The organism is Bradyrhizobium sp. GW821-FHT12B03 (genome assembly GCF_058807535.1).
In genome coordinates this window covers 111,590-135,382 of record NZ_JBXAQU010000016.1, presented here as the reverse complement: position 1 = coordinate 135,382, position 23,793 = coordinate 111,590, and the positions used below count along the sequence as shown (strand labels likewise).

The window sequence follows — 23,793 nt, the reverse complement described above, 5'->3', positions numbered from 1 at the left end:
TAACGGTTCCATGATTACACGGGCAAACCCCATGCGACTCCTCGGATTGTTGGCGGTTCTCGCAGCCTCCGCCCTGCAGAGCAGTCTCGCCGCGGCGGAGAGACTCACCGTGGCGCAGCACTCCGTCGCCGACGAAAAGGCCGTGTTTGCAACGGTGGAGAGCGTCAGCGTTGTGCCCGCGCGCGGGCGCATCGGCGGAATTGTGGTCCAGCTCAATGTCAGGGAGGGGGATCCTGTGACTGCCGGCCAGGCGATCGCGATGATTGGCGACGAGAAGCTGGCCCTTCAGATGAAGGCCCTGGATGCGCAGATCGAGGCGCTTCAGGCTCAGGCCACTCAGGCGCAGACCGATTTCACGCGCATCGAAGGTCTGGTCGAGCGCGGCACGCTGCCGCGCGTCAAGCTTGACGAGGCCCGCACCGCGCTGAACGTGGCCGAGAACGGGCTGCGCGCGAAGACCGCCGACCGCGCCGTGATTGCGCAGCAGCTCAGCGAGGGGCAGGTGCTGGCGCCTTCCGGTGGCCGGGTGTTGAAAAAGCTCGTCACCGTCGGCTCCGTGGTGATGTCCGGCGACGCGGTCGTCACCGTCGCGCAGCAGCATTTCAGGTTGCGGTTGCGGGTGCCGGAGCGGCACGCGCGTCTGCTCAAAGCCGGCGACAGGATTCGAGTCGACGGCGCCGAGCTCGGTGAGGAGGCGCCCAAATGGGGCGTCATCGATCTCGTCTATCCGCAGATCGAAGAAGGTCGTGTCATTGCAGACGCCAGCGTCGAAGGTCTCGGCGAATACTTCGTCGGGGACCGGCTGCGGGTGTGGATTTCCGGCGGCATGCGGCCGGCATTCGTCATCCCGGCAGGCTACGTGACGACCCGGTTCGGCATCGACTACGTGCGGCTTCAGCAGGCGGGCGGGGTGGTCGACGTGCCGGTGCAGCGCGGCCGCGAGCTGCCGACGCCCGCGTTTCCCGACGGGCTCGAGATCCTGTCCGGCATCGGGGCCGGCGACCAATTGGTGCGACCGTGAATCTCGGACTCTCAGGCCGGCTTACCAAGGCAACGATCGCCTCGCCGTTGACGCCGCTGTTTCTGATCGCGGCGCTCGTGGTCGGCCTCATCGCCGTCGTCGTGATCCCGCGTGAGGAAGAGCCGCAGATCAGCGTGCCGATGGTCGATATCCGGGTCAATGCTGACGGCTTGCGCGGGCCTGACGCAGTCGAACTCGTCACCAAGCCGCTGGAAGCGATCGTCAAGGGCATCGACGGCATCGAGCATGTCTACAGCCAGACCGAGGACGACCGCGTGATGGTCACCGCGCGGTTCCTGGTCGGAACGAAGGCGGAGGATGCGATCCTCCGCGTCCATGAGAAGATCCGCGCCAATCTCGATCGCATTCCGGTCGGGATCCCCGAACCGCTGATCGTCGGTCGTGGCATCAATGATGTCGCAGTGACCGTATTGACACTGGCGCCGAAGCCGGCGGCCGCCGGGCGCTGGACGGACAAGGACCTGTTCGAGCTCGCCGACAAGCTGCGCTCGGAGCTCATAAAGATCGACAGCATCGGACTGACCTACATCTCCGGCGGCGCGGCGCAGCAGATCAGGGTCGAGCCGGATCCGGAAAAACTGTCCCTGTTCGGCGTCACGCTGCAACAGCTCGTGGCCAAGGTGAAGGATGCCAACCGCTCGTTCCTGGCCGGCCAGGTCCGCGATGCCGGCGTCGTGCGCAATGTCGCGGCCGGCCAGACGCTGGCGGGCATTCCCGACATCGGGTTGCTCCTGATCTCGACGCGCGACGGGCGGCCGGTCTATGTCAAGGACGTGGCCTCCGTCATCATCGGACCAAATACGATCGAGCATCGGGTCTGGAACGATGCGCGTGACGAGAAGGGGCAGTGGACGCGTGTGCCTGCGGTCAGCCTGGCGCTCGCCAAGCGCGCCGGCGCCAACGCGGTCGTGGTCTCCGCCGACATCGGCCGACGCCTCGAGGGATTGAAGGGGCGCCTCATTCCCGACGACGTTCAGGTGACGGTGACGCGCGACTATGGCGAGACCGCCAACGAGAAGGCCAACGAGCTCCTCTTCCATCTTGGGCTCGCCACGGTCTCGATCGTGGTGCTGATTGCGATCGCGATCGGATGGCGCGAGGCGGTCGTGACTTTCGTCGTCATTCCGACGACCATCCTGCTCACGATGTTTGCGGCCAATCTGATGGGTTACACCATCAACCGGGTCAGCCTGTTCGCTCTGATCTTCTCGATCGGCATCCTGGTCGACGACGCCATCGTCGTGGTTGAGAATATCGCGCGGCATTGGGGTATGCGCGACGGCCGGTCGAGATTGCAGGCGACGATCGAGGCGGTGGCGGAGGTCGGCAACCCGACCATCGTCGCCACGCTCACGGTGGTCGCTGCGCTGTTGCCGATGCTGTTCGTGTCCGGATTGATGGGCCCCTACATGGCGCCGATCCCGGCGAATGCCTCGGCGGCGATGCTGTTCTCGTTCTTTGTCGCGATGGTCGTTGCGCCCTGGCTCATGCTCAAGCTGGCGCCGAAAACCGAGGTCGCGGGGGCCGATGCCGCGCACCAGGAAGGGCGGCTCGGGCGGCTTTACCGGCGCTTTGCCACTCCCATCGTTCGGAGCAAGCGTGCGGCCTGGATCTTCCTGCTCGGCGTCGGTGTCGCGACCTTGCTGTCCATGACGCTGTTTGCGACCAAGTCGGTGACGGTCAAGCTGCTGCCGTTCGACAACAAGTCGGAAATCGCCGTTGTTGTCGACCTTCCGGAAGGGGCGAGCCTGGAGGCGACCGAGCGCACGCTGTTCGGCGCGGCGGAGATCGCGCGGCAGTTGCCGGAGGCCACCTCGCTACAATCCTATGCGGGCACGCCGGCGCCCTTCAATTTTAACGGCCTGGTGCGGCACTATTATCTGCGCGAAAAGCCCGAAATGGGCGAGCTGCAGGTCAACCTGGCCGCGCGCAGCGAGCGCAGTCGGGCGAGCCATGACATCGCGCTGGAGCTGCGGCAGAGGCTGAAGGCGCTCGATATCCCGAAGGGCACCAGCATCAAGGTGGTCGAAGTGCCGCCCGGGCCGCCGGTTCTGGCGACGCTGCTGGCCGAAATCTATGGTCCCGATGCTGCGACGCGCCGCGCTGTGACGGCCGAGCTGAAGAAGGTCTTTGCCGAGGTTCCCTTCATCGTCGATGTCGACGATTCCATCGGCGAGAGGCGGCCGAGATTGCGGCTGTCGATCGACCAGGACCGGCTCGAATTCTTCGGCGTCGAGCAGCGCGATGTCTATGACACGATCCAGGCGTTGTTCGGCGGCGTCTCGATCGGTTACTCGCATCGCGGCGAGGATCGCAATCCGATCGAGATCGCGGTGCATCTCGGCAAGCGCGGCCTGGTCTGGGACGAAGCACTGGCTTCGACGCCGGTGCCGGCCAACACGCTGCCCGGCAGCAAGACAGTGGTCGAGCTCGGCCAGGTCGTGAAGGCGACCATGGAGGAGGGTTCGCCGACGATCTTCCGTCGTGACGGCCGCTTCGCCGACATGGTGATGGCCGAACTTGCCGGACGCTTCGAAGCGCCACTCTACGGCATGCTGGCTGTTGCGGATCGCGTGGATGCCCATGATTGGGGCAAGCTGCCGAAGCCTGCGATCAGCCTGCACGGTCAGCCGACCGATGAATCCCGACCCACGCTGCTGTGGGACGGCGAATGGGAGATCACGTGGGTGACGTTCCGCGACATGGGGGCCGCTTTCGGCGCAGCCATTCTCGGCATCTACGTGCTGGTCGTCGCTCAGTTCAAGAGCTTCCGCCTGCCGCTCGTGATCCTGACGCCGATCCCGTTGACGCTGATCGGCATCCTGGTGGGACATTGGCTGCTGGGCGCACCGTTCACGGCCACCTCGATGATCGGCTTCATCGCGCTTGCAGGCATCATCGTGCGCAACTCGATCCTGCTTGTCGATTTCATCCGTCACAGCGGCGGGGAAGGCAAGCCGCTTCGTGAGGTCGTGCTTGAAGCCGGCGCCGTTCGTTTCAAGCCGATCTTGCTGACAGCCCTTGCCGCCATGATCGGCGCCGCGACCATCCTGCTCGATCCGATCTTCCAGGGATTGGCGATCTCGCTTCTCTTCGGGCTTGCGTCCTCGACGCTGCTCACCGTGCTTGTCATCCCTGCAATCTACGTCGCCCTGCGCGCGCCGCCCGGGGCGACTTCCACGACGGCCAAATCCAGTTAGCGAGGATTCGATGGACAAGAACTACGTCGATATCACCAGGAATATCTCCGCCAACATGCGCAAGCTGCGGAGCGACATTCCCGACACCATGAAGGGCTTCGCCGCGCTCGCCCAGGCCGCGACGCGTGACGGCGCGCTGGACAAGAAGACCAAGGAGCTGATCGCGCTGGCGCTCGGCGTCGCCGCGCGTTGCGACGGCTGCATCGGCTTTCACACCGAGGCCCTCGTCAAGCTCGGTGCGACGCGCGAGGAAGTCGAGGAGGCGCTCGGCATGGCCGTCTATATGGGCGGCGGACCGTCGCTGATGTATGGCGCCGATGCGATCGCAGCCTACGAGCAATTTCAGCAGCAATCGGTTGCCGCCTGACGCCCGAGATCGGATGCCATCATATGGATGAGACCGGGCGAGTAGTTGCCTCGTCCGGTCCCATCCGTCTTGGTTCTATTGATTACCAGCGGTCGCCGACACCGACGCCCACGCTGACGCCGGGCGCGCGAATGCCGACGCCGGCACGCGGGCCATCGTCCCAGTCGCGATAGGTGCGGCGTTCATAATAGCGCTCGCGCGGCATGGCGTTGTAGGAGTCGCGCACGATCACGCGCGCCCCGCCACGGGTGCGATAGCAATTGCCGGCGTCATCGCAGACGAGCCGGACTTCCTGGATGAGATCGGGGTTGGCGTATTCGCTGGTCGTGTAGATGTCGGCAGCCTTCGCGCCGCTCGCCGCAGCGAGAGCCCCGACGCCAGCCAGCAGTGCAATCGCAAATGTCCGCATCATGTCCTCCTCCGAAACTGCCCTCTGCGGGTACAAGAAGGGGAGGCGGAGATCGTTCCGGTCGATTTACAGGTTTTTCCCGGAATCGGATCTTGCAGCGGGGCGATTGTTCCCTTCGAGGTCAACTTGTGAAGATGAGGCAGGTCGTGCTCCCGTGCGCGAGCAGCCGGCCCTTGGCATCTGTCACGCGTCCGTCCGCCGTCCCAACGCGACGGCGACAGTTCAAGACCCTGCCTTCGACCCTGATCGGACCGGTTTCCGGCGTGATAGGCCGCACTCATCCGTCGCGTTGCGTCGCGGCGGCGAAGGGCGTCGTACTGTGTGTCGAGGTCGAGCATGGAGCGGCTCTAGAGGCCGCAGTATCGCAATGCGAGTCCGACGCGATGACGAGATCCGAAAACGACCGAAGGTCCCGCGACGCGTTGCGTGGATCGCGAAGCGTGAAGCGGACGCTTCGTCGACCGCCTGTCAGATCGGCTCGTAGGTTTCCGTCCCGCAGATGTCGTCGGCTTCCGCGCGGCGGCGATCGACGACCTTTCCGCCGGTGATGGTCACGATGTAGATCTGGGCGCCGAGCGCGGTGCCGGTTGCGGAGGTGAGCTGCGCGCGGACGCAGGCCGTCCAGCCCGATCCTCGTACCTCACGATGCGGCGGGGCGACGTGCACGTCGCGCGGATAGGAGGTGTTGACGAAGACGACATCGATCTGCTCGCGCACCACGCGCTTGACGTCGGGGGGCGGCTCGGGTTGCGGCTGCTCGGCTTCCTTCATGCGCATGAACTCGGGCACCGGCGCACGGCTGTCGGCAAAGCCACAGGCGCCGAGCGCGAGCGCGCTGGTCAGCAGCGCGACATGAGCAATGATCCGCAACATCCGTGAAGGTTCCCCCCGCGGGCCAAGATAGGCACGAATGCGATCCGACGAAGTCCCGGCCGATCAAAATTTGCTGAAGGCAAGTCTTACTGAAGATCCGGACCCCGCGGCATTTGCTATTACGGGATTGCAAGCTAGTTTGGACCCCAGACGAGGGGGATTGCATCAATGAGGGTTTTGGTCATAGCGGCTGCGGTGCTGGCCCTGGCTGGCGGCACGGCGCAGGCGCAGATGGGTGCTGGCGGCAAGCGGCAGGGCAACGCGCCGAAGGTCGACAACACGCCCAAGGTCGACGAGAAGGCCTACAAGGCCGCGCTCGAGCGCATTCCCGAGCCCAAGGAGAAGTACGATCCCTGGAGCGGGGCGCGTCCGCCCGAACCTGCCAAGAAGCCCAAATGACTGCGCCGGGTGCTGGCGACACGCCAGTGCCCTTTGACCGCTCTCATCGCGCCCATCTTGTCGTGGCCGCGGCCAAGCATCGCCGGGGGAGCGCCGGGCGCTGCACTGCTCGTCGAGGCCGGTGAGCTCGAGCGCCTCGATACCAACGATGGTCAGCGCGACGTCCTGCTCTCGATCATCGCGTGCGTGATCGCGAGCCTGCGCCGGCGGCGCCATCGTATCAGGCACTCATCATCATCTTGTGCATGAGATGCGAACGTTGGTTCACATCGCGCGCGCTATTGCACGAAAGCGAGACCGACGCGCCTATCGCTGCGCCACACGGCGTGGCAATTTCGTGCGAAATTGTCGCGCGCGATCGAGAGTGTGAACGATTGCGGCAATGTAACGGGGGTCTCGAGGTCGATCGCCGCGCCGCCTGCCGACATGTTTCGTACGGTACACGCGATGTCGCCGTTTTCAAAAGTGATCGTTCCACCCTTGAAAACACGGTAGCGCTGCGCTGCACGCTTCTCTGTCATTCGCGTTAATCCAATTCCACGATTGTGAAATAGTGCATAGAAATTACGTTGAACTGAATTCAATACTGGCGCTACTTGCACAGCGCTTCAGACTTCGTTTACGACGTTGAAACGGTGAGTCACTTCTCGCCGACTTTTCCCGCAAGGCCTTTCTTATGGCGTTACGCGCCGATGGAGATTCCGATGAAGACCACGCTTTCGATTCTGTTCGCCGCAGCGCTCTCGCTGTCGTCGATGCCCGCCCACGCCGTCAAGTGGGACCTCTCGACCATGAGCTGCAAGCAGTTCCTCGATAGCGGCGAAGACAACATCCAGGTCGTGCTGACCTGGATGGACGGCTGGTACAAGGGCGACGAGGACAACGCGATCATCGACACCGACGTATTCATCGAGAACGCCAAGAAGTTCGGTGCCTATTGCGGAAAGAATCCGACCGCCAGCATCGTGACGGCAGCGGACGAAGTGCTCGGTAAGTAATCTTCGGAGCGGGCCGAAGCGCGGGTGTGTCGCGCTTCGGTCGGTTGCTTCGACACGATCGTCATCGAGGGCCGCGATGCGCCTTGCGCTCATGCGGCTCTCTCGTTCCGGGATCAGCCCGGCAGCATCGCGAACGCGCTCGACACCATCGCCACCTGTTTGTTGTCGGTGGCCGAGAGCAGCATGACGCGGCCAAAGCTCATGGTGCGTCCGAGCCGCACCACGCGGGCGTCGGCCAGCACGTCCGAGGACGACACCGCACGCATGAAATGCGTGGTCTGGTCCACCGTCGTCATTGGACGATAGCCGCGATTGGCGGCAAGGTTCGCGATCACCATCGCGGTGTCGGCAAGCGCCATCAGCGCCTGGCCGCACACCACGCCACCATTGCGGCACAGCCGCTCCGAGAATGGCATGCGCAGAAGTGCGCCCGGCTGCCAGTCCGGCGCATCCGGCGGCTCTGCGTGGTCGATATGCTCGACCGAGAGGTTGAGATCCTGGATCCAGGGTGCGAAGACCTCGCCGAGGATGCGTCTGGCCTCAGTGATGCCGAACTCGGCTTCTGGCTGCGATGGCATTATTGGCATGTCCTTCCCTGTTGCCGGATGTTTCGGTCATTCTGCGCGGATCGGCGCGGCAAAGTCACCCGGCCTTGTGCCGGCCCTCTCGGCTTGAAAATGCCTGACTTCGCCCGATATGATGCCACGCTTGGGATCGGGTGGATGATGTTGCGTCGGTGTGTCCTCGTGTTTTGGCTGGTGGCGCTCGGTATCGTGCTGGACGGGTGCACCAAATGCGGCCCGATCTGGGACGACTGGCTGCACGCGCCGAAATCGTGCAGGTCGGAGCGGCTCTAGCCGGCCATCCGGCCCTACGTGGGCCGTTGACAGGGATGACGAGGCGCGGTTGATCCGCCTCTTGTGGATGATCAAGGAGTCAAGGATGAAGCTTTTCCGTATGGCGGCGGTGCTGGCCGTGTTGGCGGGACCGGCCTACGCGCAAATGCCCAATCTCAATTTGCTGCAGGAAGGCCCCGGCAAGACACCCGAAGAGAAGGCCGCGGATGCCGAGCGTGAAAAGGCCTACAAGGAAACGCTGAAGAAGATTCCGGACGCCAAGACGTCCAACGACCCCTGGGGCGGCATGCGCTCCGATCCGCCGAAACAGGCGGCGCCGAAGGCGTCGGCCGCAACCACCGGCGCGCCGAAGAAGAGCAAGACCGGAACGGCCGCCAATTGAGCCTTTCGGCCGGAGGCGGCACGCGCCTTTCGGCCGGGACTCCTCTTCGTCCGGCCGGCTCCCTACATTGCCGTCAGGTGTTGCGCAGAGGAGGGCAGAACTTGGTTCGGAAGGTCATGGCCGATCGTCCGCGGGATCTCGCCGAGCGGATGGCGCGCCGGCGCAAGATCGGCGGCAAGCCGGGCGAGCGCACCGGCGATGGCTATCTGCGCGAGACCTTCACGCTGCCGCGCGCGGCGGCACGGGCGAGGGCGCAGGCCTTCTTCGCCCGCTACCCCAAGGCCGGCTACATGAGCGCGGTCGAGGCTTGGCGCGAACTGCCCGGCGGCGACATCGAATTCACCATGCGGCGGCTGCCCAGCGCCGATTGAGGTCCGCGCCTAGTCGAGCGTCTCGGCGACGATGCGGATGCGGAATACCGGCTCCTTGGCCTCGTCCAGGAGCTCCATGTGCCATTCGGAGTTTTCCTGGAGCTTGCGGGCGATGCCGGCGGCCATGTCGGCGCAGACGCTGGTCATCTCCTTCCAGGCCAGATCGCGGTCGGCAAATTCCGACGCCTGGTCCGCACAGCCGGAATAGCGGCCGTTCCGGATTCGAAAGAAATAGAGCGGCATGGCTGGCACCGATCGCGGGACGGCCCCGCCCCAAGGCCACGGGCGCGCAGTGCAATCCCAAACCACGGGCAGATCAATTCCGGGCGGCTACGGGATACGCCTGGGACGCCGCGGCTCCCTGCCGGCCATGGCATGCCGCGGCGCACAAGGGCGCGGCGCCGCCGATCCCCGTCCGGCCGGGCTCGGCCCGTGTTGTTCAGGCCGACTTGGTTGTTCAGGCCGATTTGCGCCCGATGGCCTTCAGTTCCCGATCGATGCGCAGCTGCACCCGCCGGACCGCCAGCAGGTCGATCTTGGTCTCGGTCTTGCCGGTCTTGACCTGCTCACCGATGCGGAACTGCCACTGCCAGATTCCGGGAATGGCCGTCTTGGCGACGGTGAACTCGACGCCCCTGTGATTCATGGTCTCCTCCCCACGATTCACCCTCGATCACTGTAACATGTTGGGCGTCATAATATTCCCGCGGCAAGCAAAATCCGCTGGTAAGCCGTGGGCAGTTCACGGAAATCTCGAAAGCGTGCGCGCTCCGAAGCAAACGAAATCGCAGTCCGAAAGATGCGGGCCAGTGGAAGTGGTGCAAGACCCGTCGCGCCGGCGCGCGGATGCGGTTGTGCGGCACAGGAACTCCGTTCATGGTCGGAGAACCACGGGGCCGTTCGACGGTGATGGGTTAACGATCGGTTGCTTGAAGTTCCGGACTCCGGCTGTCGCCGGCGCTTCGCTTGCAGGGCCAATCGAACATGTGCAAGTCGCAGCGGCGGCATCGCCAGTGAGAATTATCAAGCATCCTGCGGCTCCATCGCGCATGCGCGTGGAACCGCCATTTGCGCAGGCGTGGCCGTTCGAAGCGAACATGTGCGCCTGAAACTTTTTCCACTTTTGCGTGCTGCGCATCTATGCTCTGTTGACGTCGAAGGACGGCACGAGCGCGACGTTGGGGAAGAGGAAGGCGTGAACTGGCTGAGACATCTGGCGTTGCGCTGGGGGGTACGGAAATTCTCGCTGGTCTGTCCGCATTGCCGGCATCCCGCGTCGTCACGGGTGTCGAGGCGCGGACGCTTCATGCTCGGTGACGCGACGCTCGCATGCGAAGAGTGCGGCGAGACCAGCCTCGTCACTTTCTGGCGCTTCGAAGGATTGTCGTGCTGTTCCGATCGCACCGCGCCGACGCGGCGCGAGCCGCTGTCTCATTCGCGGTCCTGATCGACGCCGGCGCTCCCGATCGAACCGACGTTCTGCAAACCAGCCTCGATGCGCGCGAACGGCATGTGCCTTGCTTGGCCATGACGGCAAGCAACATGGGCGCGTCATGCTCGGCATTCCCCGCCGCTACAGTCATTTCGTCTTTGGCGTCATCCAGTCCGGACTGACCTCGCTGATCGCGGCGGGGATCGCCAGCCTGCCCGCGGATGGCGCGATGCCGTTCGTCGGGCACTGGATGGTGTCATGGCTGATCGCATGGGCCGCGATGCTGCCCGTGGTGCTGCTGGCGGCGCCCGCGATCCGCGCCTTCTCGCTGCGGCTGACGCGGGAGGAGAGCGGGTCGTGAACCGGCCGGCAGGCATGAAAAAACCCGCCTGGGGAGAGCCAGGCGGGGTCGAAGGTTATTGGAGGCTGAGGTGCTGGGCTGCAACACCATAAGCCGCACGACACTAGCGGGCTGGGCTTACGACAGCCTGACAAGCCCGCGAATCGAATCCAGGCCCGGTGTCACGGCGTCTCCATGCCCGCAAACAGAAAACCCCGCTCGGGGGAGAGCGGGGTCGTCGGCTGGGTATGGAGGCCCGGTGTTGGTCCACCGGGCAGGACGACAATAGGCGACCAGGCTTACGGGTGCCTGACGACGGCCCCGAAACCGCTCTGCACGGGGCCGCAGACTGGCCCCGCACCCGTCCCAATTTGGCCACCCGATCGCAACACTCGAGACACAGCCGCAGGCGAGATTCCGTAAGGTCCGGTGCAGCCATGGGGGAAACGTGGCTCGCCGGCAACGGGGTGCATCATGGATAACGTAGAGCGGTCGTTTGCCGCCGCGACGGCGGTTGGCTTTGTGGTGCTGGTGATCGGCGTCGGACTGCTGGTGCTGCTGTAGGTCCGGCCGGCAGCGAGGGCCGGGCCAGCGCGCGCCGGTGACGGCGGGGCATCATGGACGGTGCCCGCATCTGTCAAGAAATCGAAAACAACCCCATGCACAGTAGGTGGCGCGGGGATTTCACCGCATCATCAAGGGCTTACAGGTAGTATTTAGATACCTTTAGTGCCCGCAGCCTGCCTCTAGTGCACCTTGATCGCGTCCAGAGGCAAATGGAGCTCGGCGGCCCGCTCCTGGCGGTCCTTCTTGCGGAACTCGTTTTCCTTCCGCTCGAACTTGACCATCTCCTCGCGCGCCGCCTCCAGCAGGGGGTTGCGCCTGACTGCATCGCGGTGCGCGTTTTCCGTCATGACCGAGATCCCCACAGTTGCGGTCCAACTCACAGAAGCCGCAGGCCGCGAAAAGGTTCATGCCGCAGGATTGGGGAATTATGACGGCGCATTGCTCATGCGTCCTTGATGCGTATCATCTTCAGTCGAGCAAGAGGAAGAGCCAAATGCCGGACTGGATTCTCGCGCCGATCTGTCTCGCTGTCCTTGTCGGCTTCATCTGGTTTGCATTCCGGCAGGGGCTGAAGGTGCGGCCCGATCGAAACAATGCCGAGGTGGGGCCGAGCCTCAACAGTGGCCAGTCGGATACGTCGCATGGCGGCGCCGATGGTCATTCCGGAAGCTAGGACCGGGGCGGCCCTCGAGACGGAGGCGGTCCTCCGATGGCGCACCGTGCCGCGGCGGGCGCGCGTCTCCCTCGGCCATCGGTGGTCTTACGTCTTCGGCGTGGTCCAGCGCTGCTGCGGCGTGTCAGCCCAGGACGTGCCGAGCGGGCGCATCGTGATCCAGGTCTCGACCAGCTTTCCGTCCGCGATCCGGTAGCTCTGCATCCCGGCCCGGCTCTGCGTCTCGCCGGTCTTGGGATCGGGCCATTGGAACGAGAACCGGAACCAGGCGCGGTCCGCCGTGAAGGAATGGTCGTAGACCACGACGCGGATACCTGGCCGGTCCTTGTGGACGCCTTGCAGCTCGGCCGCGTAAGCCTCCCGCGTCACGGTCCTGTCGCCGGTCTCGTCATGCCTGACATAGTTCGGCCCGACGCAGCTCGGGACCAGGTCATATTGGCCCTCGTGCCAGACCCGTTCCCAGCGGTCGAACAGATCGCGCACCTTGTCTGGCACTGGCTGGCTCCATTCCATCACGTTGCGATGCAGCGTAATTGACAATGAGCCACCGTGAAAATCAAAATCAGGCCACGATGAGATCCCGGAAGGCCGCCGATCGAGGCGGCCTCTCTGGCTTGTTCTACGGTTTCTTGATGCAGGTTCTTTTTCGAGGAGAGCCCTTCACGGCTTTGCCGGTGGCCATGTCGACATCGCTCCCGCCAGTCACTTTCTTGATCTTCCCCGGCCCACAGGTGCCATCGTCCACAAGCACACTCTGACCTGACGGAAGCGTTCCCGGAGCAGGCTCAGACGTCAGTTGTGCGTGCGCCGACGTTGCGATCAAAAGGATCGCCGATGCGAGAAGTAGCTTGTTCATTTAATTCAGCCCCAAGTTGAAGGATGGCTAATCTAGCAGCGGAGAGGTTCCAGTAAAGGCGCACGGGAGGATTTAGGGGAACCGGATTAGGGCGGGCTGCAAGTCGTCTTCGGACGTCGGGGCTAAGGCCAGCGCCCACATCCGGCTGCTGTCCTAATCGGGACACCCGGAACGCGCCGAATTGGGGCAGGTGACATGTTCGGCTTCAGAAGCAAAAACGCCGCCTGCTTAAATGAAGCGCAGGCGGCGGCTTTCCAGCCCCGGGAAGGAAAATGTAAAATCCCGATACCGATGTGTCAGCACGTATCGTGCCAAGGTTCAATGTAACATAGCGGGACAATCTGCGTGATCTGTTGGTGGATGACGACAGTGAGTTTGGTGAGGACCAATGAAATCGGCCGCCGACCGAGGCGGCCTTACCTTTTCACGTCCCCAATTATCAATGGGGTGTTTGGATAAGTAATGCTGCCAACGCTTTTGAGCTGATAAATGTGCGTCTTGATTCCGACATGCATCCTCGCAACCAGATCAGCTTGGGCGGATGCACTTTCTAGAGTGCGATGTATCTGCGGAGCATCTTCCCCCGGAACCCAGACGAACCACAAAAGCTCTGTTGGATCGGCCATGCTCCCCCCGAGAACGAATTAGGACACTAACAAATTCTAAATAGGACACTCGTGGTCAAATACAGCCAGCGCCTAAATCCGGGTACTGGCCGAAATAGGCCACTCGGGTTTCCAAAGTAGACCACCGAAGTGAGGCGGCCTTACCGGTCTCGCTGAGTTACTCAAAGTGATTATTTGGTTTTTTCTGCTGCGCCATCGTTGGACCTCGCCGACGTGATTGTTTGCAGTAGCCGTATGGAGTCACCCTTAAACTTGGAACGCAGTTCCGTTATCGCGGTTTCAATCCTGGAATGCTGGTAATAGAGTTTGCGAAACTCTCCGATTTTAAAATCCGCCTGATCTTGAGTGATCGCGCCATTTGCCGCGGCTTCCCGGATGCGTTGGTCAATTGGCGTCGGAACGTGCGCCTCGAACTTCGACATATCGAATAAGTCGATGTCGTTTCTGTCCATCCCCTGTCGCACGATCTGCTGGATGTCTAACGCCACTTTTTTCCATTCACCCAGCTGCCAGTTGGAATGCTTTATGGCGGTAGGTAAGTTTGCGCTAGGGTAGCCGGACATGAATCCGTTCCACCATTCACCAGCCTTAGTTTCCCGTTCATCGAGTAGTTTGTTGAGTTCTTCGATTTTCTTTTGTTGAACCAGAGCGCGCCATTCTGGGGGTGCGGTCGGCGACACATTAAGCTGGGCTGTTTCTGTCTTGTCGACCAATTCTGTTTTGGCCTCGGCAGTCTGAATCAGCACCAAATACCAAACGCCGAAGGCAGTGAAGCTGATGACACTGATCAGCATTCCAATAACCGGCAACGACATCCTGATCTCTCGTGGTTTGGTGCTCCAGTAAAACACGGCCACCATAGCAAAGAGAATGAATAGCGCTGTTCCTGGTGGGGGATTCAAGGCCATGTGCACGGCCTTTCCAACCCACCCCGGATTGTTCGCCTTCTCGTAGATGAAGTCGAATCCAGTGATTGCGCTGAGTAGGCGCTTGATCGCCGGAATCTCCTCAATAACGATCCAGAGGGAAAACAATCCGATGGCAGCGGTTCTGAAAAAATTCTTAACGGCCATGCCTGCCTCCGCCCGACTCTAGGGCTAGTTGTGGCAGACGAAGATGTACCTGATCTAGATTACATGTTCAGGTATATATCTGCTCGAAATCCGCAAAAGAACATATTGCGAACCTGGAACAAATAGGGTACATTGGTTTTATCGCCGGCCCGCCTCGCCAATCGTTTGTCCCCCTAGCGAATCCTCGCCATAAGGAGCACGACCCAATGTCCGCAACTGCCCTGCGTATCGTCGAAGGATCTTCCATGGACAAGAGTAAAGCTCTGGCCGCCGCGCTCTCCCAGATCGAGCGCCAGTTCGGCAAGGGCTCGGTGATGAAGCTGGGCAAGAACGACCGCTCGATGGACGTCGAGGCGGTGTCCTCCGGTTCCCTCGGGCTCGACATTGCGCTCGGGATTGGCGGCCTGCCCAAGGGGCGCGTCGTGGAAATCTACGGGCCGGAATCCTCGGGCAAGACCACGCTGGCGCTGCACACGGTGGCGGAAGCGCAGAAGAAGGGCGGCATCTGTGCCTTCATCGACGCCGAGCACGCGCTCGATCCGGTCTATGCGCGCAAGCTGGGCGTCAACATCGACGAGCTCTTGATCTCGCAGCCGGACACCGGCGAGCAGGCGCTGGAAATCTGCGACACGCTGGTGCGCTCGGGTGCGGTGGACGTTCTGGTGGTCGATTCGGTCGCGGCCCTGGTGCCGAAGGCCGAGCTCGAGGGCGAGATGGGCGATGCGCTGCCGGGCCTTCAGGCCCGTCTGATGAGCCAGGCGCTGCGCAAGCTGACCGCCTCGATCAACAAGTCCAACACCATGGTGATCTTCATCAACCAGATCCGCATGAAGATCGGTGTGATGTACGGCTCGCCGGAAACCACCACCGGCGGCAATGCGCTGAAATTCTACGCCTCCGTCCGCCTCGACATCCGCCGCATCGGCGCGATCAAGGAGCGCGACGAAGTGGTCGGCAACACCACGCGCGTGAAGGTGGTGAAGAACAAGCTGGCGCCGCCCTTCAAGCAGGTCGAGTTCGACATCATGTACGGCGAGGGAGTCTCCAAGATGGGCGAGATCCTCGATCTCGGCGTCAAGGCCGGCATCGTCGAGAAGTCAGGCGCCTGGTTCTCCTATGACAGCCAGCGTCTCGGCCAGGGCCGCGAGAACTCCAAGGCGTTCCTGAAGGCCAATCCCGACATCACCGCCAAGATCGAGACCGCGATCCGCCAGAACTCCGGCCTGATCGCCGAGCAGATTCTCGCCGGCACGCCCGAGCGCGACGCCGACGGCGAGGAGCCCGCGGACGAGTAAGACTTAACGCGAAAAGTTTTTCGCGAGGAGCGGGCGCTGAGGACGTTGAGTTGCCGACGTCTTCGGGGCCCGTTTCGTTTTGGGGGATGGTGCCGCGGGCACCGTGCCGTAGGGTGGTTAGCCGAATGGTCTGCGCGAAGCGCAGCCGCTCGGCGTAACCCGCCACTGTTCGTATCTGCAGAGACAGAAGTGGTGGGTTACGCAGCCGACGGCGCTTCGCGCATCCGCCCGCTAACCCACCCTACGATCCCTTACTCCGCGGCTTCCGCGTAATCGCTCACCGGCGGGCACGAGCACACCAGATTGCGGTCGCCATAGACGTTGTCGACGCGGCCGACCGGGCTCCAATATTTGTCGGTGCGCGAGCTGCCCGCGGGGAAGCAGCCCTCGGCGCGGGTGTAGGCGCGCTTCCAATCGTCGTCCGCGATGTCGTGCACCGTATGCGGGGCGTGACGCAGCGGCGAGGCCGCGATCTCGAAGCGGCCGGCCTCGACCTCGGCGATCTCTTTCCGGATCGCGATCATGGCATCGCAGAACCGGTCCAGCTCCGCCTTCGATTCCGACTCGGTCGGCTCGATCATCAGCGTGCCCGGCACCGGGAAGCTCATGGTCGGGGCGTGGAAGCCGTAATCGATCAGGCGCTTTGCGATGTCGTCGACGGTGACGCCTGATGTCGTCTTTAGCGCGCGGGGATCGACGATGCACTCATGGGCGACGCGGCCCTTCTCGTTCTTGTAGAGCACCGGGAAGTGCGCATCGAGCCTGGCTGCGATGTAGTTGGCGTTGAGGATCGCGATCTCGGTGGCGCGCTTCAATCCTTCGCCGCCCATCATCAGGATATAGATGTAGGAGATGGTGAGGATCGACGCCGAGCCGAACGGCGCGGCCGAGACCGGACCCACCGGCGCGTCCCCGTTCGTTGCAGGGTGTCCAGGCAGGAACGGCTTAAGATGCGCCTTGACGCCGATCGGGCCCATGCCGGGGCCGCCGCCGCCGTGCGGAATGCAGAACGTCTTGTGCAGATTGAGGTGGCTGACATCGGCGCCGTAATCGCCGGGCCTGCTGAGGCCGACCTGCGCATTGAGGTTGGCGCCGTCGAGATACACTTGGCCGCCATGGCCATGCACGATGTCGCAGATCTCGCGAATGTGCTCCTCGAACACACCATGGGTCGAGGGATAGGTGATCATCACAGCGGCGAGGTCGTTCGCATGCTTTTCCGCCTTGGCGCGGAGATCATTGACGTCGACGTCGCCGTTCTTCTCGCAGGCGACCACCACCACGTCCATGCCGACCATCGCGGCCGAGGCCGGGTTGGTGCCGTGGGCGGAGGAGGGGATCAGGCAGATCTTGCGATGGCTCTCCCCACGCGCCGCATGATAGCCGCGGATCGCGAGCAAGCCGGCATATTCGCCCTGCGCGCCCGAGTTCGGCTGCAGCGAGATCGCGTCATAGCCGGTGATGTCGCACAGCCACTTCTCCAGCCGCGCGAACAGCGCGTGATAGCCGCGTGCCTGCTCGCGCGGGGCGAACGGGTGCAGGGAGCCGAATTCCGGCCAGGTCAGCGGCATCATCTCGGTGGTGGCGTTCAGCTTCATGGTGCAGGAGCCGAGCGGAATCATCGCGCGGTCGAGCGCGAGGTCGCGGTCGCTGAGCTTGCGCATGTAGCGCAGCATCTCGGTCTCCGAGCGATGCGCGTGGAAGACGGGATGGGTGAGGAAGGCGGTGCCGCGCTTCAGCGCCTCTGGCAGCGCCTCGCGCGTCGTGGCGTCGATTTCGGCGTAAGACAGCGTACCGCCGAAGGCGCGCCAGACGGCCTCGACCGTCGCGGGCGTGGTGGTCTCGTCGAGCGCGATGCGCAAGTCGGCATCACCGACGCCGAGATTGATCTTTTCGGCGGCCGCGCGCGCGACGATCTCGGCGCGCCTGGCACCGGCATCGACGCTCAGCGTGTCGAAGAAGCTTTCCGATTGCGGCGCGAAGCCGAGCTTGCGCAGGCCGGCCGCGAGCACGGAGGCGCGGCGATGCACATTGCGTGCGATCTGCGTCAGCCCTTCGGGGCCGTGATAGACCGCATACATCGAAGCAATCACGGCGAGCAGCACCTGCGCGGTGCAGATGTTGGAGGTCGCCTTCTCGCGGCGGATGTGCTGCTCGCGGGTCTGCAGCGCGAGCCGATAGGCCGGCATCCCGCGCGAATCCACGGAGAGGCCGACGATGCGGCCGGGCAGCGAACGCTTCAGCGCATCGCGCACCGCCATGTAGGCCGCATGCGGTCCGCCATAACCCATCGGCACGCCGAAGCGCTGCGCCGAGCCGATCGCGATGTCGGCGCCAAGCTCGCCGGGCGAGGCGAGCAGCGTCAGCGCCAGCAGGTCGGCGGCGACGATCGCGAGCGCGCCCTTGGCCTTCAATGCTGCGATCGCGGGCCTGAGGTCGCGCACCGCGCCCGAAGTTCCCGGATATTGCAGCAGCGCGCCAAGCACGTCGGCGGTGTCGAGATCGGTGAGGGGATCGCCGACGACCAGATGCCAGCCGAGCGGCTCGGCGCGGGTGCGCATCACCGCCAGCGTCTGCGGATGCACGTCCTTGTCGACGAAAAAGGCTTTCGCTTCGACATGCGAGTGCCGCTCCGCCAGCGCCATCGCTTCGGCCGCCGCGGTGGCTTCATCGAGCAGCGAGGCGTTGGCGACGTCGAGCCCGGTGAGGTCGCAGATCATGGTCTGGAAGTTGAGCAGCGCCTCCAGCCGGCCCTGGCTGATCTCGGGCTGGTAGGGTGTGTAGGCGGTGTACCAGGCCGGGTTTTCCAGGATGTTGCGCTGGATCACTGCGGGCAGGATGGTGCCGGAATAGCCTTGGCCGATCAGCGAGGTGAAGACCTGGTTCTCGCGCGCGAGCTCGGCCATATGCGCGATCGCCTCGGTCTCGCTGAGCGCCTTGCCGAGATCGAGCGGGGCGGCCTGCCGGATCGAGGCCGGCAGCGTCTCCGCCATCAGCGCGTCGACGCTCTTGGCGCCGACGGTCTCGAGCATTGCGGTGACATCGCGCGCCGAGGGGCCGATATGGCGGCGAACGAAAGTGGCGGCGGTGTCGCCGTTGGATTTGCGGTGCGCGGTCATCATGGGTCCTCGCTCTAAGAGTTGCTGTCATCGCCCGCGAAGGCGGGCGATCCAGTACGCCGCGGCCTCTCGGCTCTAGCCGAAGCGGCTGCGTTTACTGGATGCCCCGCCTTCGCGGGGCATGACAGTGAGTATGTTGAGAGGGCTCGGCTCATATCGTCACGCCGTATGTGCCTTGTACGCGGCTTCATCCATGAGGCCGCCGAGTTCGCTCTTGTCGGCAATCTTGATCTTGAAGAACCAGGCCTTGCCTTGCGCGTCCGAGTTCACCAGCGCGGGCTCGGCGGCGAGCTCGGCGTTGGTCTCGAGCACTTCGCCGGAAATGGGCGCGTAGACGTCGGAGGCGGCCTTGACCGATTCCACCACGGCGGCGGCTTCCGCCTTCTTCAGCGCGCGGCCGAGCTTGGGCAGTTCGACGAACACGACGTCGCCGAGCTGGGACTGCGCATAGTCGGTGATCCCGACGGTCGCGACGTCGCCGTCGATGGCGAGCCATTCATGGTCGGAAGTGTACAGCGTCGTGGTCATTGTCTTGTCCTCAGCGTTTGTAGGTGTTTTTCACGAAGGGCATGGCGGCGACCGCGAGCGGCAGGCGCTGGCCGCGCACCTCGGCGAAGAGCTTGGTGCCGAGCGCGCTCGATGCGGCGGGCACGTAGCCCATCGCGACCGGCGCGTTCAGGCTCGGGCCGAAGCCGCCCGATGTGACCTTGCCGATCGGCGCGCCGCCTGCGCTATCGGCAAACAGCAGCGCGCCTTCGCGCACCGGCGCGCGGCCCTCGGCACGCAGGCCGACGCGGCGGCGGGATGCGCCGTGATCGAAATGAGCGAGGATCTTTTCGGCGCCGGGAAAGCCGCCGGCGCGGGCGCCGCCGGTGCGGCGGCTCTTCTGCACCGACCATTCCAGCGCGGCCTCGACCGGGGTGGTGGCGGTGTCGATGTCGTGGCCGTAGAGGCAGAGCCCGCCTTCCAGCCGCAGGCTGTCGCGGGCCCCTAAGCCGATCGGCATCACGTCGGGGTTTTCCAGCAGCGTCTTCGCAAGCCGTTCGGCATCGGCAGCGGGCACCGAAATCTCGAACCCGTCCTCGCCGGTATAGCCGGAGCGCGAGACGAAGCAGGCGAGGCCGGCAACCCCGTGCGGGCCGGCGTCCATGAACTTCATGCCTGATACCTCTGCACAGAATTTCGCCAGCACAGCTTCCGCCTTCGGGCCCTGCAGCGCGACCAGCGCGCGGTCGGCCAGCGAATCGATGATGCAGTCGTCCGACAGATGCGCGCGCAGATGCGCCTCGTCCGCGGCCTTGCAGGCGGCGTTGACGACCAGGAACAGGTGATCGCCGAAATTGGCGACCATCAGGTCGTCCAGGATGCCGCCATCGTCATTGGTGAACTGGGCGTAGCGCTGCCGTCCCGGCGCGATCGCCACGATGTCCTGCGGCACCAGCCGTTCCAGCGCGCGGGCGGCGTCCTCGATCCTCCCCGATTTCGGCCGCAGCGCGATCTGGCCCATATGGGAGACGTCGAACAGGCCGGCTTGGCTGCGGGTATGGAGGTGTTCCTTCAGCACGCCGGCCGGATATTGCACGGGCATGTCATAGCCCGCGAACGGCACCATCTTGCCGCCGAGGGAGACATGAAGCCCGTGAAGGGGCGTCTTTTTCAGGGAATCTTGGTCGTCGCGCACTGGCATTACGGGGCCCTCGGCGGTTCCCCGGGGACGATTCCCCGGAAGCAACCAATCGAAGCCCCATCTGTCGCTGTGCCTGAGAGTATTATCCCGTCGGCGGACGCTGTCCGGGTCTTAAGCCCGTCGGCGCCTCTTTCCAGATGTCGTCAAAGCCACGCGGTCCTTTTGCCTGAGAGTTTCCGGGGCGGTTGCTCCTTCGGCGCCGGCATCCAATGCCGGTCTCTCCCGACGTGGCCGTACGATACAAATAGGTAAAGACCACAGGGCGGCCAAGCCTGTCAACGCGGCGCCAGCGCCTTTCAACGGGATTGAGCGCCTGCGGCAACCCACTGATCACGTTGCACAGTTTCTGGACAGCGAAGCTGGCCTTGTCTAAAAGCGCTTTGGCCCGCAGATAACAGCCGAGATCACCGGTTTGGATGGCAGTAAAGCGGGTCCTAAAGCGCGATCAGAATCATCGCGCTTTAGCTCTTTGTTTGAGCATGATCTTTCCGGAAAACCGCTTCACACTTTTCCGGATCATGCTCTGGCACACCCGATTGGATGAACATGAGCGGCGTCAACGAGATCAGGTCGACCTTTCTGAACTTCTTTGCCGAGAACGGCCACGAGATCGTGTCGTCCTCGCCATTGGTGCCGCGCAACGACCCCACGTTGATGTTCACCAATGCCGGCATGGTGCAGTTCAAGAACGTCTTCACCGGCGTCGAGAAGCGGCCGTACCAGCGCGCCACCACGTCGCAGAAATGCGTGCGCGCCGGCGGCAAGCACAACGACCTCGACAATGTCGGCTACACCGCGCGCCATCTCACCTTCTTCGAGATGCTCGGCAACTTCTCGTTCGGCGACTATTTCAAGGAGCGCGCGATCGAGCTGGCCTGGACGCTCATCACGAAGGACTTCGGGCTGAACAAGGACAAGCTGCTCGTCACGGTCTATCACACCGACGACGAGGCGCACGGCCTCTGGAAGAAGATCGCCGGCTTCTCCGACGACCGCATCATCCGCATCCCGACCTCGGACAATTTCTGGGCGATGGGCGACACCGGCCCGTGCGGCCCGTGCTCGGAGATCTTCATCGATCGCGGCGAGCACATCTGGGGCGGGCCGCCGGGCTCGCCGGAAGAGGACGGCGACCGCTTCCTCGAATTCTGGAATCTCGTGTTCATGCAGTACGAGCAGGTGACGAAGGAGGAGCGCGTCGATCTGCCGCGTCCCTCGATCGACACCGGCATGGGCCTGGAGCGCATGGCCTGCATCATGCAGGGCGTCGACAGCGTGTTCGAGACCGATCTGTTCCGCCACCTGATCGACGCGACGGCCTCCGCGCTCGGCAGCGGGCCGAACGAGCAGACGGTGGCCTCGTTCCGCGTCATCGCCGACCATTTGCGTTCGTCCGCCTTCCTCGTCTCCGACGGCGTGCTGCCCTCCAATGAAGGCCGCGGCTATGTGCTGCGCCGGATCATGCGCCGCGCGATGCGCCATGCGCAGCTGCTCGGCGCCAAGGAGCCGCTGATGCATCGCCTGGTCTGGGCGCTGGTGCGTGAGATGGGCCAGGCCTATCCGGAGCTGATGCGTGCGGAAAATCTGATCGAGGAAACGCTGCGGCTGGAAGAGACCCGCTTCCGCAAGACGCTGACGCGCGGCCTTGCCATCCTCGACGAGAAGAGCGCTTCGCTGAAGAAGGGCGACATGTTCGACGGCGACGTCGCCTTCACGCTGTACGACACCTATGGCTTTCCGCTCGACCTGACGCAGGACGCGCTGAAGTCGCGCGGCATCAGCGTGGACCAGGCTTCGTTCACCGACGCGATGGAGCGCCAGAAGGCCAAGGCGCGGGAATCGTGGAAGGGCTCGGGCGAGGCGGCAAGCGAAGCGATCTGGTTCCCGCTGCGCGAGAAGCTCGGCGCCACCGAATTCCTGGGCTACGAGACCGAGACCGCTGAAGGCGTGGTCTCCGCGCTGGTCAAGGACGGCGCGGAAGTCGCCAGCCTCAAGGCCGGCGAGACCGGCGCGCTGCTGCTGAACCAGACCCCGTTCTACGCGGAGTCCGGCGGCCAGGTCGGCGATACCGGCGTGCTGCTCGGGGAAGGCGGCCTCAAGGTCCGCGTCACCGACACGCAGAAGAAGCTCGGCGATCTCTTCGTTCACGTCGGCACGGTGGAGAGCGGCGAGGTGAAGCTCGGCACCGCGCTGCAGCTCGAGGTCGACCATGGCAGGCGCTCGACGATCCGCGCGCATCACTCGGCGACCCATATCATCCACGAGGCGCTGCGCCAGGTGCTGGGCGACCACATCGCCCAGCGCGGCTCGATGGTCGCGCCGGATCGGCTGCGCTTCGACTTCGTGCATCCCAAGCCGATCACGGCGGAGGAGCTCGCCCGCGTCGAGGACATCGCCAACGACGTGGTGCTGGAGAACGACGAGGTCACCACCCGCGTCATGGGCGTGGACGAGGCCCGCGAGGCCGGCGCGCGCGCGCTGTTCGGCGAGAAATACGGCGACGAGGTCCGCGTCGTCTCGATGGGCCGGACCGCGCGCGAGCGCGGCGCCAACGCGCTCGGCTGGTCGGTCGAGCTCTGCGGCGGCACCCATGTGAAGCGCACCGGCGACATCGGTCTGATCACGCTGACCGGCGAGAGCGCGGTCGCCTCCGGCGTGCGCCGCATCGAGGCGTTGACCGGCAACTATGCGCGGCGCCACGCCAACGACACCATGGCGCTGGCGAAGACCGCGGCGAACGAGCTGCGCACCTCGATCGACGACGTCCCGGCGCGCATCGCAGCCCTGATGGAGGAGCGCAAGAAGCTCGAGCGCGAGCTCTCCGACGCCCGCAAGAAGCTCGCGATGGGCGGCGGCGCTGCTGCCAGCAATGGCGCAGCGAGCGGCGTGCGCGAAGTCGGCGACGTCAAGCTGATGGCGCGCGCGGTGGAGGGCATCGAGATGAAGGATCTCAAGAGCCTGGCCGACGACGGCAAGAAGCAGATCGGCTCGGGCGTCGTCGCCATCGTCGGCGTCACCGAGGACGGCAAGGCCGGAATCGTGGTCGGCGTCACCGCGGACCTGACCGCGCGCTTCAACGCCGTGAACCTCGTCCGCGTCGCCTCCGAGGCGCTCGGCGGCAAGGGCGGCGGCGGCCGGCCCGACATGGCGCAGGCCGGCGGCCCCGATGGGGCCAACGCGGCCGCGGCGCTCACCGCGATCGAAAAAGCGATGGCGGGCGCTTAAGC

The 23,793-nt window shown here is 64.1% G+C and carries 25 protein-coding genes, 1 pseudogene and 1 riboswitch; of the genes and pseudogenes, 12 read left to right on the top strand and 14 right to left on the bottom strand.

What is annotated here, in order from left to right:
• Positions 1-31 precede the first annotated feature (31 nt).
• From AC1RUR_RS27035 to AC1RUR_RS27025, 3 genes are read left to right on the top strand one after another with little or no spacing between them, the layout of a single operon-like run.
• A complete protein-coding gene (locus AC1RUR_RS27035) occupies positions 32-1,021 on the top strand; it encodes an efflux RND transporter periplasmic adaptor subunit (protein WP_492849658.1) in 990 nt (329 codons plus the stop codon).
• On the top strand, positions 1,018-4,242 hold the full coding sequence (locus AC1RUR_RS27030) for an efflux RND transporter permease subunit (RefSeq protein ID WP_492849656.1): 3,225 nt from the start codon (positions 1,018-1,020) through the stop codon (positions 4,240-4,242). Before AC1RUR_RS27035 ends, AC1RUR_RS27030 begins: the two co-directional genes overlap by 4 nt.
• A gap of 10 nt (positions 4,243-4,252) precedes the next feature.
• Positions 4,253-4,609: a carboxymuconolactone decarboxylase family protein gene (locus AC1RUR_RS27025; protein ID WP_492849654.1), complete on the top strand. Its 357-nt coding sequence runs from the start codon at positions 4,253-4,255 to the stop codon at positions 4,607-4,609.
• A gap of 82 nt (positions 4,610-4,691) precedes the next feature.
• On the opposite strand, the gene AC1RUR_RS27020 is transcribed toward AC1RUR_RS27025, so the two are convergent.
• The 3 genes and pseudogenes from AC1RUR_RS27020 to AC1RUR_RS27010 form a co-directional block, all read right to left on the bottom strand.
• Positions 4,692-5,021, bottom strand: a complete 330-nt coding sequence (locus AC1RUR_RS27020) for a hypothetical protein (protein WP_492849652.1) — start codon at positions 5,019-5,021, stop codon at positions 4,692-4,694.
• A 118-nt stretch (positions 5,022-5,139) separates the two neighbouring features.
• A pseudogene (locus AC1RUR_RS27015) lies at positions 5,140-5,295 on the bottom strand (PaaI family thioesterase); the annotation flags it as partial.
• 191 nt (positions 5,296-5,486) lie between these two features.
• A complete protein-coding gene (locus AC1RUR_RS27010) occupies positions 5,487-5,891 on the bottom strand; it encodes a hypothetical protein (protein ID WP_492849650.1) in 405 nt (134 codons plus the stop codon).
• 168 nt (positions 5,892-6,059) lie between these two features.
• On the opposite strand from AC1RUR_RS27010, the gene AC1RUR_RS27005 reads away from it, so the two are divergent.
• Positions 6,060-6,290, top strand: coding sequence for a hypothetical protein (locus AC1RUR_RS27005; RefSeq protein ID WP_492849648.1), 231 nt, complete (start codon positions 6,060-6,062; stop codon positions 6,288-6,290).
• Between the two features lie 278 nt (positions 6,291-6,568).
• Here AC1RUR_RS27005 and AC1RUR_RS27000 read toward each other — a convergent pair whose 3' ends face one another.
• Positions 6,569-6,811 carry a PilZ domain-containing protein gene (locus AC1RUR_RS27000; RefSeq protein ID WP_492849646.1) on the bottom strand — a complete coding sequence of 81 codons (243 nt, stop codon included), beginning with the start codon at positions 6,809-6,811 and terminating at the stop codon, positions 6,569-6,571.
• A 183-nt stretch (positions 6,812-6,994) separates the two neighbouring features.
• On the opposite strand from AC1RUR_RS27000, the gene AC1RUR_RS26995 reads away from it, so the two are divergent.
• The gene (locus tag AC1RUR_RS26995; RefSeq protein ID WP_492849644.1) at positions 6,995-7,288 is read left to right on the top strand and encodes an HdeA family protein; all 294 of its coding nucleotides are present in this window, start codon (positions 6,995-6,997) and stop codon (positions 7,286-7,288) included.
• Between the two features lie 113 nt (positions 7,289-7,401).
• On the opposite strand, the gene AC1RUR_RS26990 is transcribed toward AC1RUR_RS26995, so the two are convergent.
• Entirely contained in the window at positions 7,402-7,866 is a 465-nt protein-coding gene (locus tag AC1RUR_RS26990) for a PaaI family thioesterase (protein ID WP_492849642.1), read from the bottom strand.
• Positions 7,867-8,010: 144 nt separating this feature from the next.
• Between AC1RUR_RS26990 and AC1RUR_RS26985 the strand changes: the two genes are divergently transcribed.
• The 3 genes from AC1RUR_RS26985 to AC1RUR_RS26975 all read left to right on the top strand — a co-directional run bounded on the left by AC1RUR_RS26985 (position 8,011) and on the right by AC1RUR_RS26975 (position 8,898).
• Complete coding sequence (locus AC1RUR_RS26985) at positions 8,011-8,145, top strand: peptidylprolyl isomerase (protein WP_492849640.1); 135 nt, start codon at positions 8,011-8,013, stop codon at positions 8,143-8,145.
• Positions 8,146-8,230: 85 nt separating this feature from the next.
• Positions 8,231-8,527 carry a hypothetical protein gene (locus AC1RUR_RS26980; RefSeq protein WP_492849638.1) on the top strand — a complete coding sequence of 99 codons (297 nt, stop codon included), beginning with the start codon at positions 8,231-8,233 and terminating at the stop codon, positions 8,525-8,527.
• A 116-nt stretch (positions 8,528-8,643) separates the two neighbouring features.
• On the top strand, positions 8,644-8,898 hold the full coding sequence (locus tag AC1RUR_RS26975; RefSeq protein ID WP_492849778.1) for a hypothetical protein: 255 nt from the start codon (positions 8,644-8,646) through the stop codon (positions 8,896-8,898).
• A 9-nt stretch (positions 8,899-8,907) separates the two neighbouring features.
• Here the strand turns inward: AC1RUR_RS26975 and AC1RUR_RS26970 are convergent, their stop codons facing one another.
• Both AC1RUR_RS26970 and AC1RUR_RS26965 read right to left on the bottom strand, forming a co-directional pair.
• Complete coding sequence (locus AC1RUR_RS26970) at positions 8,908-9,141, bottom strand: DUF6894 family protein (protein WP_492849636.1); 234 nt, start codon at positions 9,139-9,141, stop codon at positions 8,908-8,910.
• A gap of 214 nt (positions 9,142-9,355) precedes the next feature.
• Positions 9,356-9,544, bottom strand: coding sequence for a hypothetical protein (locus tag AC1RUR_RS26965; protein WP_492849634.1), 189 nt, complete (start codon positions 9,542-9,544; stop codon positions 9,356-9,358).
• 907 nt (positions 9,545-10,451) lie between these two features.
• On the opposite strand from AC1RUR_RS26965, the gene AC1RUR_RS26960 reads away from it, so the two are divergent.
• On the top strand, positions 10,452-10,691 hold the full coding sequence (locus AC1RUR_RS26960) for a DUF2798 domain-containing protein (RefSeq protein WP_492849632.1): 240 nt from the start codon (positions 10,452-10,454) through the stop codon (positions 10,689-10,691).
• Positions 10,692-11,416: 725 nt separating this feature from the next.
• Here the strand turns inward: AC1RUR_RS26960 and AC1RUR_RS26955 are convergent.
• Positions 11,417-11,584, bottom strand: coding sequence for a hypothetical protein (locus AC1RUR_RS26955; RefSeq protein ID WP_492849630.1), 168 nt, complete (start codon positions 11,582-11,584; stop codon positions 11,417-11,419).
• Between the two features lie 146 nt (positions 11,585-11,730).
• Between AC1RUR_RS26955 and AC1RUR_RS26950 the strand changes: the two genes are divergently transcribed.
• A complete protein-coding gene (locus AC1RUR_RS26950) occupies positions 11,731-11,910 on the top strand; it encodes a hypothetical protein (RefSeq protein ID WP_492849628.1) in 180 nt (59 codons plus the stop codon).
• Between the two features lie 87 nt (positions 11,911-11,997).
• Here the strand turns inward: AC1RUR_RS26950 and AC1RUR_RS26945 are convergent, their stop codons facing one another.
• From AC1RUR_RS26945 to AC1RUR_RS26935, 3 genes are all read right to left on the bottom strand, one after another.
• The gene (locus tag AC1RUR_RS26945; protein ID WP_492849626.1) at positions 11,998-12,405 is read right to left on the bottom strand and encodes a nuclear transport factor 2 family protein; all 408 of its coding nucleotides are present in this window, start codon (positions 12,403-12,405) and stop codon (positions 11,998-12,000) included.
• A gap of 124 nt (positions 12,406-12,529) precedes the next feature.
• Positions 12,530-12,766, bottom strand: a complete 237-nt coding sequence (locus AC1RUR_RS26940) for a DUF6719 family protein (RefSeq protein WP_492849624.1) — start codon at positions 12,764-12,766, stop codon at positions 12,530-12,532.
• A 796-nt stretch (positions 12,767-13,562) separates the two neighbouring features.
• Positions 13,563-14,465: a hypothetical protein gene (locus tag AC1RUR_RS26935; RefSeq protein WP_492849622.1), complete on the bottom strand. Its 903-nt coding sequence runs from the start codon at positions 14,463-14,465 to the stop codon at positions 13,563-13,565.
• Positions 14,466-14,671: 206 nt separating this feature from the next.
• Here AC1RUR_RS26935 and recA point away from each other — a divergent pair, with 206 nt between their 5' ends.
• A complete protein-coding gene (gene recA, locus AC1RUR_RS26930; protein ID WP_492849620.1) occupies positions 14,672-15,760 on the top strand; it encodes a recombinase RecA in 1,089 nt (362 codons plus the stop codon).
• 251 nt (positions 15,761-16,011) lie between these two features.
• Here recA and gcvP read toward each other — a convergent pair whose 3' ends face one another.
• From gcvP to gcvT, 3 genes are all read right to left on the bottom strand, one after another.
• Positions 16,012-18,879 (bottom strand): aminomethyl-transferring glycine dehydrogenase, encoded by a 2,868-nt coding sequence (gcvP, locus tag AC1RUR_RS26925; protein ID WP_492849776.1) that lies wholly within the window; start codon positions 18,877-18,879, stop codon positions 16,012-16,014.
• Between the two features lie 159 nt (positions 18,880-19,038).
• Positions 19,039-19,407, bottom strand: coding sequence for a glycine cleavage system protein GcvH (gcvH, locus tag AC1RUR_RS26920; protein WP_492849618.1), 369 nt, complete (start codon positions 19,405-19,407; stop codon positions 19,039-19,041).
• A gap of 10 nt (positions 19,408-19,417) precedes the next feature.
• Entirely contained in the window at positions 19,418-20,566 is a 1,149-nt protein-coding gene (gene gcvT / locus AC1RUR_RS26915) for a glycine cleavage system aminomethyltransferase GcvT (protein ID WP_492849616.1), read from the bottom strand.
• A 145-nt stretch (positions 20,567-20,711) separates the two neighbouring features.
• Positions 20,712-20,801: riboswitch (glycine riboswitch) on the bottom strand.
• A gap of 311 nt (positions 20,802-21,112) precedes the next feature.
• Here gcvT and alaS point away from each other — a divergent pair.
• Entirely contained in the window at positions 21,113-23,791 is a 2,679-nt protein-coding gene (gene alaS, locus AC1RUR_RS26910; RefSeq protein WP_492849614.1) for an alanine--tRNA ligase, read from the top strand.
• The last annotated feature ends 2 nt before the right edge of the window (positions 23,792-23,793 follow it).